This window comes from Stenotrophomonas genospecies 3 (assembly GCF_054473855.1).
Genome location: NZ_JBTMUR010000005.1, coordinates 48,642 through 61,425, shown reverse-complemented (window position 1 = coordinate 61,425; position 12,784 = coordinate 48,642). Strand labels below are relative to the sequence as shown.

At 64.9% G+C, this 12,784-nt stretch carries 14 protein-coding genes; 5 read left to right on the top strand and 9 right to left on the bottom strand.

Annotated elements, in window-relative coordinates:
- Positions 1 to 36 precede the first annotated feature (36 nt).
- Positions 37 to 681, bottom strand: coding sequence for a TetR/AcrR family transcriptional regulator (locus ACX9OT_RS08330; protein ID WP_049398239.1), 645 nt, complete (start codon positions 679 to 681; stop codon positions 37 to 39).
- A gap of 82 nt (positions 682 to 763) precedes the next feature.
- Here ACX9OT_RS08330 and ACX9OT_RS08325 point away from each other — a divergent pair, with 82 nt between their 5' ends.
- Positions 764 to 2,287: an FAD-dependent monooxygenase gene (locus ACX9OT_RS08325; RefSeq protein ID WP_459001672.1), complete on the top strand. Its 1,524-nt coding sequence runs from the start codon at positions 764 to 766 to the stop codon at positions 2,285 to 2,287.
- Positions 2,288 to 2,295: 8 nt separating this feature from the next.
- Here ACX9OT_RS08325 and ACX9OT_RS08320 read toward each other — a convergent pair whose 3' ends face one another.
- The 7 genes from ACX9OT_RS08320 to ACX9OT_RS08290 all read right to left on the bottom strand — a co-directional run bounded on the left by ACX9OT_RS08320 (position 2,296) and on the right by ACX9OT_RS08290 (position 7,842).
- Positions 2,296 to 3,999 carry a hybrid sensor histidine kinase/response regulator gene (locus ACX9OT_RS08320; protein ID WP_049422471.1) on the bottom strand — a complete coding sequence of 568 codons (1,704 nt, stop codon included), beginning with the start codon at positions 3,997 to 3,999 and terminating at the stop codon, positions 2,296 to 2,298.
- Between the two features lie 182 nt (positions 4,000 to 4,181).
- The gene (locus ACX9OT_RS08315; protein WP_049422470.1) at positions 4,182 to 4,430 is read right to left on the bottom strand and encodes a hypothetical protein; all 249 of its coding nucleotides are present in this window, start codon (positions 4,428 to 4,430) and stop codon (positions 4,182 to 4,184) included.
- Positions 4,431 to 4,528: 98 nt separating this feature from the next.
- Positions 4,529 to 4,774 carry a hypothetical protein gene (locus tag ACX9OT_RS08310; protein ID WP_071227589.1) on the bottom strand — a complete coding sequence of 82 codons (246 nt, stop codon included), beginning with the start codon at positions 4,772 to 4,774 and terminating at the stop codon, positions 4,529 to 4,531.
- Positions 4,775 to 4,899: 125 nt separating this feature from the next.
- Positions 4,900 to 5,169, bottom strand: a complete 270-nt coding sequence (locus ACX9OT_RS08305; protein WP_049422469.1) for a hypothetical protein — start codon at positions 5,167 to 5,169, stop codon at positions 4,900 to 4,902.
- A gap of 86 nt (positions 5,170 to 5,255) precedes the next feature.
- The gene (locus tag ACX9OT_RS08300) at positions 5,256 to 5,900 is read right to left on the bottom strand and encodes a hypothetical protein (protein ID WP_154352855.1); all 645 of its coding nucleotides are present in this window, start codon (positions 5,898 to 5,900) and stop codon (positions 5,256 to 5,258) included.
- Between the two features lie 133 nt (positions 5,901 to 6,033).
- Positions 6,034 to 6,510 carry a hypothetical protein gene (locus ACX9OT_RS08295; protein WP_459001669.1) on the bottom strand — a complete coding sequence of 159 codons (477 nt, stop codon included), beginning with the start codon at positions 6,508 to 6,510 and terminating at the stop codon, positions 6,034 to 6,036.
- Between the two features lie 93 nt (positions 6,511 to 6,603).
- Positions 6,604 to 7,842 carry an NADH:flavin oxidoreductase/NADH oxidase family protein gene (locus tag ACX9OT_RS08290; RefSeq protein WP_071227592.1) on the bottom strand — a complete coding sequence of 413 codons (1,239 nt, stop codon included), beginning with the start codon at positions 7,840 to 7,842 and terminating at the stop codon, positions 6,604 to 6,606.
- An 89-nt stretch (positions 7,843 to 7,931) separates the two neighbouring features.
- Here ACX9OT_RS08290 and ACX9OT_RS08285 point away from each other — a divergent pair, with 89 nt between their 5' ends.
- Positions 7,932 to 8,411 carry a MerR family transcriptional regulator gene (locus ACX9OT_RS08285; RefSeq protein WP_049422464.1) on the top strand — a complete coding sequence of 160 codons (480 nt, stop codon included), beginning with the start codon at positions 7,932 to 7,934 and terminating at the stop codon, positions 8,409 to 8,411.
- A gap of 16 nt (positions 8,412 to 8,427) precedes the next feature.
- Here the strand turns inward: ACX9OT_RS08285 and ACX9OT_RS08280 are convergent, their stop codons facing one another.
- On the bottom strand, positions 8,428 to 9,639 hold the full coding sequence (locus ACX9OT_RS08280; protein ID WP_121503590.1) for an MFS transporter: 1,212 nt from the start codon (positions 9,637 to 9,639) through the stop codon (positions 8,428 to 8,430).
- 235 nt (positions 9,640 to 9,874) lie between these two features.
- Between ACX9OT_RS08280 and ACX9OT_RS08275 the strand changes: the two genes are divergently transcribed.
- The 3 genes from ACX9OT_RS08275 to ACX9OT_RS08265 all read left to right on the top strand — a co-directional run bounded on the left by ACX9OT_RS08275 (position 9,875) and on the right by ACX9OT_RS08265 (position 12,722).
- Positions 9,875 to 10,132 (top strand): hypothetical protein, encoded by a 258-nt coding sequence (locus ACX9OT_RS08275; RefSeq protein ID WP_459001666.1) that lies wholly within the window; start codon positions 9,875 to 9,877, stop codon positions 10,130 to 10,132.
- A gap of 36 nt (positions 10,133 to 10,168) precedes the next feature.
- Positions 10,169 to 11,848: a type IV secretory system conjugative DNA transfer family protein gene (locus ACX9OT_RS08270; protein WP_459001664.1), complete on the top strand. Its 1,680-nt coding sequence runs from the start codon at positions 10,169 to 10,171 to the stop codon at positions 11,846 to 11,848.
- Positions 11,849 to 12,275: 427 nt separating this feature from the next.
- Complete coding sequence (locus tag ACX9OT_RS08265; RefSeq protein WP_049398230.1) at positions 12,276 to 12,722, top strand: hypothetical protein; 447 nt, start codon at positions 12,276 to 12,278, stop codon at positions 12,720 to 12,722.
- Positions 12,723 to 12,784 lie beyond the last annotated feature (62 nt).

Sequence of the window (12,784 nt, the reverse complement as noted above, 5' to 3'; positions counted from 1 at the left end):
CATTTGCAACACTTCGTGACCTATCCCCCGAATGCGTTATGGACGCGCGCCGGGGTCCGTATACGGGGTGCCCGCCAAGGCCACCAGTACCCCGGTGGCGCCGCGCACGATCAGCTGTAGCATGGCCTCACGCGGGTCCTCGCCCTGCAGTTGGCTTGCCAATCCCTTCTCATAGGCCGCCACCATCGACGCCAGCAGCATGGCCGCGCCCAATCGCGCTTCGGCGTCATGTTCTGGCCGGCCGGCAGCGTCGGCCATCAATCGCGCCAGGTCGTCAGTCAACTGCGCCTGCAGCCGTCGCGCGTGCGCGACCAGTACCGGGCTCTCCGCCACGGTGCCCCAGAAGGCGGCAGCGCCGGCATTGATGCGCAGCAGCGGATGGCCAGCCTCCAGCAACTCGCGCACCAGCGACTGGAAGGCCGCCAGCGGGGTCATGCCGCTGCGCGCCATCATGCCCTCGCGCAGCAGCATGCGCGCCTCCTCATCGCGATCGAACACCAGGTCTTCCTTGCTGGCGAAGTAGTTGAAGACCGTCTTGCGTGAGACGCCCGCGGCTTCGGCGATTTCGGACATGGAGACGGCCTCGAAGCCACGCCGGATGATCAGCTCGGTGGCGACGTCCGAAATCGCTTGTCGGGTCTCGGCCTTGCGTTGTTCGCGACGACCTGGAGGCGGGGTCATGGGCGGTTCACTTGTGGAAACGTACACCGAGTGTAACATTTGACCCGCCAGAGCGCCGACCCGGCGCTCACAAGGATTCCCCATGCTGTACGACGTCGTCATTGCCGGTGCTGGCCCGGTGGGCCTGTTCCTGTCCTGTGAACTGGCCCTGGCCGGGTGTTCAGTGCTGGTGCTGGAACAGGCCAGGTCCGCCGGTTCGCCGTTGAAGCGCTTGCCATTCGGGCTCCGCGGCTTGAACGCCCCTACGCTGGAGGCATTGGATCGGCGCGGCCTGTTGGACGCGGTCGCCGCGACGCAGGTGCTCAAGCCCGACAAGGGCGCGCCGCCGCCCGGCACCGCCCATTGGCTGGCGCAGCCGCGTGCGCTGGGTGGGCACTTCGCGGGTATTCCATTTGCACTGGACGATGTGGACCAGACGCGCTGGAGCTGGCGCCTGCCGACACCGGTGGGCACCCAGATGGCGGTGGAGCTGCAGGCCCTGGAAGCGGTGTTTGCCGAACGTGCGACTGCGCTGGGCGTGCGCATCGAACGCGGGCGTGCGGTACAGGCGGTGGATGCGCACGAGGCGAAGGTTGCCGTGCACACCGGCTCCGGCAGGGTCCACGGCCGCTGGCTGGTCGGTTGTGATGGGGCCCGCAGCACGGTACGCAAACAATCGGGCTTCCTCTTCGCTGGAACCGGGCCAGAGTTCACCGGTTACACGCTGCTGGTCGAACTGGCAGATGGGTGTGTACTCACACCAGGCCGACAGTTCACCGATCACGGGATGTGCAATTTCAACCCGCCAGGCATGCTGGCGCTGGCCGATTTCGATGGTGGCGCCGGCCATCGCACGCCACTGGACCGGCACACCGCGCAAGCGTTGCTGCGGCGGGTGTCTGGCCGCGGGGCAACGATCACTGCATTGCACCTGGCCACGACATGGACCGATGCTGCGCGCCAGGCGACGGCCTATCGCAGCGGACGTGTGCTGTTGGCAGGTGATGCCGCGCACATGCATTCGCCGTTGGGCGGCCAGGGACTGAACCTCGGCATCGGCGATGCGATGAACCTCGGTTGGAAGCTGGCCGCCGTAGCGCGGGGCAAGGCCGATGAGGCGCTGCTGGACAGCTATCACGCGGAACGCCATCCGGTGGGTGCCAAGGTGCTGGACTGGTCGCGCGCGCAGGTTGCGCTGATGCGACCCGGGCCCGGTTCGCGCGCGCTGGCAGCGATCATGGCCGACCTGGCCGGCACCCGCGATGGGGCCACGTATCTGGCCGAGCGGATCTGGGGTGTTTCGCAGCAGCTGGATCTTGACGGAGACCACCCGCTGGTCGGCAGGAGCGCGCCGGACTTCCGGTTGGTCGATGGCCGCCGTCTGGGCGAACTGCTGAGAGCGGGGCAGGGGGCGCTGCTTGTTTTCGACCCGGCCTCTTCGCCGCCGCAGCATGGCCGACGCTGGCAACCTTCCATCGCCTGCGCCGCAGATACCGGGGATGCGGCGTCGGGCCTGGGGGCGTTGCTGGTGCGCCCGGATGGCATCGTTGCCTGGGCCTGTGGCACACGCGGGGATATGTCCGGCCTCGATTCAGCGCTTGCTTCCTGGACCGGTCCGACCCGGTGATCTGCCGGCTAATACGCAGTCACCATCGTCTGCGAGCGACAGCTGGCCTCGGTCATCACCGAGGCCAGCTGCTTCAGAGAGTAGGGCTTGCGCAGCAGCGTGAAACCGTGGCCTGGATCGCGGGCCAGCAGTTCGCTGTAGCCACTGGTGAGGATGATCGGAAGATCGGGCAGGCGGCTGCGGATGGTGCGGGCCAGATCCAGCCCATTGGTCCCGGGCATGACCACGTCGCTGAACACCACGTGGAAACGCGCAGCGTCGCGCTCGAGCTCCGCCAGTGCTTCGTCGGCATTGCGCGCGAGTACGACGTTGTACTCAAGCTCGCGCAGCGCACCGACTGCAAATTCGGCCACATCCACATTGTCTTCCACCACCAGCACGCACAATCCGTGACCATGCAGCAATCCCGGTTGCGCGGTCGGCAGCTCGATGGAGGCGTTTGCCTGCGCCAGCGGCAGATACAGCGTGAAGCGCGTACCGACACCGGCCTGGCTCTGTACGTCCACTTCGCCCTCGGACTGCTTGACGAAGCCGAACACCTGGCTGAGGCCAAGCCCGGTGCCCGCGCCCACTCCCTTGGTGGTGAAGAATGGCTCGAAGATCCGGTCCACCACGGACGGATCGATACCGGAACCGGTGTCGCTGACGCTGATCGCAGCGAAGTTGCCTTTCATCGGCGCCGCGAACCGCACGGAAGGCACCGATGTCAGCTGTTCCACATCGATCGTCACCTTGCCGTGGCCGTCGATGGCGTCGCGCGCGTTCACCGCGATGTTGATCAGTGCGGTGTCGAGCTGGGTCCGGTCCAGCAGCACCGGCAACGGGGCGTCGGGCAGGTTCACCGACACGGAGATGCGTGCACCCAGCACTGTGGTGATGATGTCTGAAAGCGCGCGTATGCTCTCGCAGAGGTCGAATACCTGCGGCGACAGGCTCTGCCTGCGCGAGAACGCCAGAAGCTGGGCGGTCAGGCGAGTGGCGCGGTCAGCGGCGGTTTCGATCGCCTGTACATAGCGCAGGCGCGCATCTTCGGCCGGCCAGGTATGCAGCAGCATGTCTACGGAGCCGGTGATGACCTGCAGCAGATTGTTGAAGTCGTGGGCAACGCCGCCGGTCAGCTGGCCGATGGCCTCCAGCTTCTGCGACTGCCGCAGCTGTTCGCGGGCGCGTACCAGTTCAAGATGGGCCTCGCGTGCCTGCTCGGTGATGGCCGCTACCTGGCGGGTGTGCCGGTCGCGTTCGATCACCCGTTCGGTCTGCTCGCTGACCATGCAGATGATGCCGGCCACGCCTCCGCAACCGGCACGCAGCGGCGAGTAGGAGAACGTCCAGAATGTCTCGCGCAACGTGCCATCACGGTCCATCATCAACGGCATGTTCTTGAAACTGCGGCTCGTGCCGCCGAAGGCGTCGTTGACAGCATCGACGACGTCGGCCCAGACGTCCGCCCAGACGTCTTCCAATCGGCTGCCCATGGCGCCGTGCAGCTTGCCGCCCAGCATCGGCAGGTAGGCATCGTTGAAAAAGAACGCCTTGTTGTCGCGGCCCCATGCGATCCACAGCGGCTCCGGAGAATCCAGGATCATCGCCAGCAGAGCGCGAAGTTCGGGAGGCGTGTTGATCGCGTCGGTGGAACGGGCCCAGTCGCTGTCCTGCAGCAGTCGGTAGGCGAGTTGATCGGGTGCCGAGACAGGAAGGGGGAAGGGATGCATGGCCGTGCGCGAAGAAAGGTGCCGCAGCTTAGCCGAGGTGATGTCATTGCGCCCTGCACAGCTCCTTTGCCCTGGCTGTCATCGGCCCTGCGCGGCGGACGAGATGGCTCACGGGGCGCCCTCTGACTGCACCATCATCCCTGCGCCAACAGCCTGCGTCGTGGCACCGTCGTATTGCAGCCTCAGACACCCAGAAGCGAATTCACCTGCCAATCGGCAACCCGCGCATGGCTCACCGCCTGATGACTGCCGCATCCGTCGCAGCGGAACAAGGCGCCGCCCGGCAGCTGGACCAGATTGTCTTCGTTGGCCGAGCGGGTTTCAGAGCAATGCCGGCAGATGACAGTGAGCGCCGTAATGCGCTCCACCCCGCCAGACAGGTCGAACACAGCTTCAAAGGCATGGATGACAGGGTGACCAGTGGCCGGCATCGGGAAAGTCGTCGTGATGGGGAGGCCTTATCCTGCCCCCCCCGATCGTGACGGGCTGGTCATCCGCATGCATTGGAACGATCAAGATGCCCGGCGGCTCAGAGATCCTTCTTCTTGCCGCTCAGGTCGATCGGCCTGTCACTGCCCTTGCGCTCGCTCGACCACACTTCCATGCTCTTGTTGCAGCGGCTCTCGCGGGCAGCCACTTCGGGCGGCAGGTCCTTCAGATGCGGCGACTCCTGGCAGGCCTGGTGCATGTTGCTGTCGTCATACGTGGCACAGGCGCTGAGCGGGGCCAGGGCAAAGGCGGTGAGGGAGGCGCGAAGCAGGGGCTGCAGGATCATGGGGAGGTCTCGGGTGGTGCCGGGCTGGCCATGGAATTCAAATCCGTGACACCGGGCGCAGACAATCCGACCAATCACACTTGTTATTCTATAACAGATGCGCGATAGTCCGGCGCCTGCTGCTGTCAGGCGACGCAGATCATCAGCATCATGCTCAGCGCCAGCATCAGCACGAATACGCGCCGGCTGAGCGCAAGGCAGGCCAGGCAGGCGGCCAGTGCCCAGGCAGCCAGCAGCGCACAGGCCAGCAGCCACAGCCCGATCACAATCAAGGATCCGGTCGCCAGCGCCGACAACGCGATGGCCTTGTACAGAGCCACGCCCAACACGCTGCCGAGCACTCCCGCCTGCAGGGCAATGGCATCGTGATGTGCGGGGGCAGGCGCGTGAAGCATGGTGGCTGGATGGTTCCAAGCGTGAGCGGCGCGCGTACTGTGCCCGAATGCACATCCACGCCATGTGTACTTCGCCGACGACGTAATCAGTGACGGCGGCGCGATAGCAATAGCCCAATGCCCACCACGGGCACGATTCCAAGCATCGGTGCTTTGTACAACGGCCAGCCCTGCAGTACGCCCGTGATCACCAGTGCCGCCGTCGCCAGCAACAGGACCGCACCCCAAGCGCGTGCGGGCCAGGCACCGAAGAAGTGGCGACGTTGCGGAGCGGCGGCAGCATTGGCGGGCCGCTTCGCGAGAGCCTCTGCCAGCGCGTCCCGGAAGGTTGAGAATTCATGCGTCGATGCCCGTGTGCGCTGGAGCAGCACGCTCGGTCCATCGATCAGGGTCAGATCAACATGATCGTCCAGGTTGTAGGACCGGATCTGCTTGAACGGGAGAGGAGCACGGTGCTGGAATACCAGACGATCATGTTCCAGTGCCACCCGGTCCCGTCGAGGGGGATAGACAACGAAGGCGAGGATCAACGCCGACAGCGTGAAAACCGCTGCCGCACCCAGTGCGGTGAGAAGTCCAAGTTCGGGTGCGCGGGCGAACAGGAGTATTGCCAGTGGTACGGCCCCGATGGCAAACATGGCGTACTGGTGATAGCGCCTGAAGATGCGCACTTCACTGTCGATCTTCCGGGGCCGGGCGGGGAGGCGGGAGTGGGCGATGGGTAACTTCATGGACTGTGTTCGATCACGGCTTTCCGGCAAGAGAGCGTGGCGTCGCGTTGCAACGAAGTCCATGCAACTATTTTGAATCCACCCTTGCTGGACCTCTGTGTGAGTCCTCGTGCGCCTTCGCCCACGCATCTGCTCAGTCGAACTCACCCTCGGCCGATTCCAGCCGTTGCCGGTAGGCAGCGCGGTGCTGATACAGGCGCTGGCATTCGGTCGACCTGTGGATGCGGCTGCCGGGTTCGTTGGCTACCGAGTCGCACATCCTTGCGATGTGGTTGTTGGACGCCAGCTCGGTGACGAAGAACACGGCGGTGATGCCGGTACCGAGCAGCAGCACGTAGAGCAGGCGGCTGAGCCAGCGCGACAGCTTGCGCTCGAAGTGCTGCTGGATGGTCAGGTCGAAGCGGATGATGCTGAGCACGATCCAGATGATCGCAACCAGGAAGCAGAGCGTGGGCAACAGGCCGCGCCAGAGCCCGGCCTCGTAGACCGATTCGTTGTAGTGGACAGCGGCCCCGGCACCGGCGATGGCGATGGCAAGTGCCCAGTTGCGGCCCAGCGAGAGCAGGTCATCGAGCAGCTTCTCGCGGTTCCTGGTTGATCCTGCTGCCACGTGGGTTCCATCTCCATGCTGCGACCGGCGACGGACTGCCGCCGGCCCTGCAGATGGTGGAGCATCGCTGCGGCGATGAGAAGACCGCGCGGCTCAATGTGCGATGGCGCGGGCGCTGATCCAGCGCCGGTAGCGGCGGGTCCGACACTTTGCGGCCGCCTGTGCCAGCAGCAGTGCCCACGCCGGTGAAACCGTGGGTGCGGTGGGGCGGCGCCGGCTCAACCGGCCCAGCTGATACTTCACTGCCGCCATGTGCGCGCTGGCCGCCAGCGGCTTGCTGCGCCAGTTGATGTTGCGCAGCGTCGGCGCCGGGTCGCGGCCCTGCTGCCAGTGCTGTGGCAGATCCGGCTCGATCGCCAGTGCGGTGGCGATGCCGACCATGGCCACGCCGCTGGCCAGTACCTGTTCTGCCACCTCGCGGCGGCGGATGCCGCCGGTGACCATCAACGGCATCGTTGCCACCGTGGCGATCTCGCGTGCGAATTCGAGGAAGTACGCTTCGCGGGCCACGCTGCGATCGTCGCGTGCGGCGCCGGTCATGGCCGGTGCTTCATAGCTGCCGCCGGACAGCTCGACCAGATCCACACCGAGGGGGGCCAGCATCTCCACCACGGCGCGCGCATCCTCGGGCGAGAAACCGCCGCGCTGGAAATCGGCGGAATTGAGCTTCACCGCCACCACGAACGTGGGCGCTACCGCCGCGCGTACACCCTGCACGATCTCCAGCAGCAGGCGCGCACGGTTTTCCAGGCTGCCACCCCACTGGTCCTCGCGCCGGTTCGACAACGGCGACAGGAATTGGCTGAGCAGGTAGCCGTGCGCGGCATGGATCTCCACGCCACTGAAACCGGCGCGCTCGGCCAGTTCGGCACTGCGGATGAAGCGCGCGATCACCGAGTCGATGTCGTCCTCGGTCATCGCCTTCGGCGGTGCGAACTGCTTGGACAGCGCGCCCATCTGCAATGCAACGGCCGAAGGCGCGAGCGCGGGTTGACCGAGTGCGGCCGGCATCTGCCGCCCCGGGTGATTGATCTGCATCCACATCTGCGCACCCCGCGAGCGGGCAGTGTCCGCCCAGGCAGTGAAGCGGTCGAGGTGGCGGTCATCCTCCAGTACCACGCCGCCGGGCCCAGTCATGGCGCGCCCATCGACCATCACGTTGCCGGTGATGATCAGTCCGGCGCCGCCGTCGGCCCAGCGCTGGTACAACTGCAGTAGCGCTTCGGACGGAGCGTGGTCAGCGTCGGCCATGTTTTCCTCCATCGCCGCCTTGGCGATGCGGTTGCGGATGACGGCACCGGAGGGCAGTGCCAGGGGCGAGAACAGCGACATCGGACAGCTCCAAGACAGGGGAATGGGGCTACGCTAACCTTCAAGTTTGATTGAAGGTCAACAGGCTTCCATGTCGAGGGTTCAGGCAGATGAAGATCGGTGAGCTGGCCCGCCGCACGGGCCTGGCAGCGTCGCGCATCCGCTTCTACGAAGAGGCCGGGTTGCTGGTGGTCCAGCGCCAGGCCAACGGCTACCGCGATTATCCGGAGCAGGCGGTGCTGCTGCTGGAACTGATCACCGGTGCGCAGCGCGCCGGTTTCAGCCTGGAAGAGATCCGCGCGCTGTTGCCGCCGGACATGGGCCAGTGGCAGCACGAGGCACTGATCACGATGCTGCAGCAGAAGGTGGCCGACATCGAGGCGCTGCAGCTGCGGCTGGCAGAGAGCCGTGCGCACCTGCTGGCCCTTATCGAGGACATCCAGGCGCGGCCGGAGGGCATTGATTGCGCGGCCAACTCGCGGCGGGTGCTGGACCGGGTGAAGCGTGGTGAGCTGGCGCGGCCGACGCTGGCGGCCGGCGATGTGGCGATGCTGCGACCGGATCGCCGCCGCCGCATGGGCCGCGACTGACGATCCGGCGCGATGTTCAGTGGCTGCCGGCTACGGCGGCCTTGCGCTTCTTGTCCAGCATCACCGCCACGCACCACAGCAGCAGGCCGCCGATGGCGGTGGCCGCGCCCACATAGCCGGTGCTGGCCGGGCTGAAGCCGGCGCTGATCGCCATGCCACCCAGCCACGGGCCGAGCGCGTTGGCGGTATTGAAGGCGGCATGGTTGGAGGCGGCGGCCAGGGTCTGGGCTTCGCCGGCCACGTCCATCAGGCGGGTCTGCAGCACCGCAGCCAGCGCACCCATGGTGCCGACGGTGATGATCATCGGGCCGATGGTCCACACTGACTGTGCGGCCAGCGGATACAGCAGCAGCATCACGATCGACCACAGCAGCACCACCGCGGCGGCCTTGAAGTGGAACTTGTCCACCAGCCAGCCACCGGCGATGTTGCCGATGATCGCGCCGATGCCGAACACGCCCACCGCCAGCGGCATCCACGATTCGGCCACGCCGGTGACCTGCACCAGGGTCGGCGCCAGGTAGGTGAACACGCAGAACATGCCGGCGAAACCGACCGCGCCGATCGCCAGTGCCAGCCACACCTGGGTGGTGTTGAAGGCACGCAGTTCGCGCATCGGCGAGGTGCGCACCTCGTCCGGATCGGGCAGCAGGAAGCGCGCGATCATCGCCACGGTGGCGATGGCCAGCACGCTGACCAGGGCAAAGGCGGTGCGCCAGCTCAGCTGCTGGCCCAGCCAGGTGGTCAGCGGATTGCCGACCAGGATCGCGATCGACAGGCCCAGCAGTACGCGCGACATCGCCTGGCCGCGCTGGCCGGCCGGGCTGATTGCCGCCGCCACCAGCATCGCCACGCCGAAGTAGGCGCCATGCGGCAGGCCGGCGACAAAACGCGCGATCAGCATCGTGCCGTAGTTCGGTGCCAGTGCGCTGGCCAGGTTGCCGACAGCATAGAAGCCCATCAGTGCCAGCAGCAGCTTGCGGCGCGGGAAGCTGGCGCCGACGAAGGCGAGGATCGGCGCACCGACGACCACGCCGATGGCATAGGCGCTGATCAGGTGGCCGACCTGGGTTTCGGAGATCGACAGGCCACGGCTGATCTCCAGCATCAGTCCCATGCTGGCGAACTCGCTGGTACCGATGGCGAAGCCGCCCAGGGACAGGGCAAGGATGATCAGGGTGCGCTGACGGGGCGTCAGCCGCGCAGCCAGGGAAGAGTTGGGGCTCATGCGGGGGCGCGATGGGGGCGGGGAGCCGTGCATTGTACTGCTGCACCGCAACAGCAGCAGCCATGCTGAGGGTAAATCAGCGTTTGATCCGTGGGGTTGCGGCAAGCCGGGCACAGGCTCGGTACGAAAGCAGGTTCGGCGCATTGTTGTCGGCGTCCTGCATGTAATGACGACATGGACGTCGGCATGATGCGAAACACAGGGGCTGCGGAGTGCTGGAACAAGGAGGATGTCGATGCAGGAATTCAGGCATGTGCTGGAGACGCGCAGCCGCTATCAGCTGGTAGCGGTGTCCTACGCGCCGGTGTACGCTCCGGGCGATGTGGTCGGCCATGCGGTCGTCGCCGACGATGGGGATCGTCTGACCGACCTGATGTCGCTGGCCGAAGCGCGCCAACGCCTGCAGGCACTGGTGCGTGAAGAGGGCGAAGAGCCCGGGCTGGAGAACGAAAACCACCTGCGGAAGAAGGCGTCGCGCTGGCGCCGCCGCTAGGCCGTCGCGCCCTTGTGCGCATCATGGAGGATCCGGGTGTTGCCCAGTAAGAAGTATCTGCTCATCGCCGTCATCACGCTGGCGACCCTGCTGCTTGGTTTCGTGTTTTCCGGTTACCTGACCCTGTTGTTGCTGGGGTTGGACACCAAGCTGTTCACCTGGAACACGTACTACCAGTATTACCACGCCATTGGCCAGCCACAGGTCGCGCCCTTCGTGGGCAAGATCAAGTGGGCCGGTTATCTCGGTTTCGGTCTGCCGCTGCTGGTGCTGCTGGTGACCGGCCTGGTGGTGCTTCTGAAAAAGGACAAGCGCTCATTGCACGGCGACGCGCGCTTTGCCACCGGCGCCGACCTGTCCAAGCACGGCATGTTCAAGAAAACCGGCCAGAGCATCGTGGTTGGCAGCCATGGCGGCAAGCTGGTGCGGCTGGACGGCCAGCAGTTCGTGATCCTTGCAGCGCCCACCCGTTCAGGCAAGGGCGTGGGCGTCGTCATCCCGAACCTGCTGGAGTACGGCGAATCGCTGGTGGTGCTGGACATCAAGCAGGAGAACTTCGACCTGACCAGTGGCTGGCGTGCCAGCCAAGGGCAGGAGATCTACCTGTTCAATCCTTTCGCCGAAGATCGGCGAACGCACCGCTGGAACCCGCTCAGCTATGTGTCCGATGACCCGGCGTTCCGTGTCTCGGACCTGATGAGCATCGCCGCAATGTTGTATCCGGACGGGGCCGAGGACCAGAAATTCTGGGTCAGCCAGGCGCGCAATGCGTTCATGGCCTTCACCCTGTATCTGTTCGAGAACTGGGATGACGAGCGCAGCAGCGGATTCCCGGGCGGCTCGGGCACGCCGACGCTGGGCGCTGTCTACCGGTTGTCATCGGGCGACGGCACCGATCTGAAGAAGTACCTCAAGGCCTTGTCGGAGCGGTCGTTCCTCAGTGGCAACGCACGTTCGGCATTCGCCAACATGCTGTCCCAGGCCGATGAGACCTTCGCCTCGATCCTGGGCACCTTCAAGGAGCCGCTCAATCCCTGGATCAATCCGGTGCTGGACAAGGCCACCAGCAGCAACGACTTCCTGCTGACCGACGTGCGCAGGAAGAAGATGACCATCTACATCGGCATCCAGCCGAACAAGCTGGCCGAGAGCCGGCTGATCATCAACCTGTTCTTCAGCCAGTTGATCAACCTCAACACCAAGGAACTGCCCAAGTCCAACCCGGACCTGAAGTACCAGTGCCTGCTGTTGATGGACGAATTCACCTCGATCGGCAAGGTCGAGATCATCGCCTCGGCGGTGTCCTACATGGCCGGTTACAACATCCGCCTGCTGCCGATCATCCAGAGCATGTCCCAGCTTGATGCCACCTACGGCCGGGAAGTGTCACGCACGATCATCACCAACCACGCACTGCAGATCCTGTACGCGCCGCGCGAGCAGCAGGACGCCAACGACTACTCGGACATGCTGGGCTACACCACCGTCCGCAAGAAGAACGTCACCCATGCCCGTGAGAAGACTCACAACTTCACCGAAGAGCGGCGTGCACTGATGCTGCCGCAGGAGCTGAAGGCGATGGGGCCGGACAAGGAAGTATTCCTCTACGAGGGCATACCGCATCCGGTGAAGTGCGACAAGATCCGCTATTACAAGGATCGCTATTTCACATCGCGGCTGCTGCCGAAGGTCGACGTTCCGATGCTTAACGTCTAATTCACGTCGCTAAATTTGTGACGTAGATTCATATTCACCGACGTGAAACCGTGAGCTGAGTCAAAAATTCGGCATCTGTTCATAGATTTTCAGACTTGTCTGACATGGAATTGACGCGTGGTTGTGTAACTCTGTGTGCGTCATCCAGAAGTGTGTGCTGGATGGCAAAAGTTGTAGCGCAGGGTGGCCAGGAGTTTGTGCCATGGAAACAAGGATGGTTTCGACGTTGGTGAGGGTGTGCGGGTGTGTTGTCGGCAACGTCTGGCGGCCCCGCGACCTGGTTGGCAGCTTTCGGGCTGCAGGGGAGCCGGGGCAGGTGTGCTGCATGCCAGCGCGTCTCCCCGATTCCGGCGTGCGCCATGCAGCGCCGGACGGCCAGGGAACCAACGCTCGGGACTGCTTTTTCGTACGTCAAAGTGAAGCCCGTATGAATCAGGCGTTTATCGCGAAAATCTCCATCGCCGCAGTCGCGGCGCTGATGGTGGCAGGGTGTGCCACCAAGCCGGCCCCCGATTTCGGCGGCCGCTGGAAGCCGGTCAACCGCTTCGCCGCGGCCACAACCGAGATCCCGCTGTACTCCAGCTACGTCTACCAGGCCTCGCCGATGGATGGCACGCTCAAAGCCATGCTCGAGCGCTGGGCCAAGGATTCCGGACGAACACTGGACTACCGCCTCAGCTCGGACTTCACGCTGTATGGCGCGGTCTCGAAGATCGACACCACCAATGCGCAGCAGGCCGTGATCGATCTGACTTCGGCGTATTCGGCGCAAGGCATCTCCGTCTCCATTGTTGGCAACCAGATCGTTGTGCAGAGCGCAGGCTCGACGCCCACCGCGTCGGCGCAGGGCGCTGATTCCAACAGCGGCACCTGAGTCCACCTCGAAACCATCGAACGTGCCGCTCCCCGCGCCTGTCGCAGGGGCTCCATGCCCAT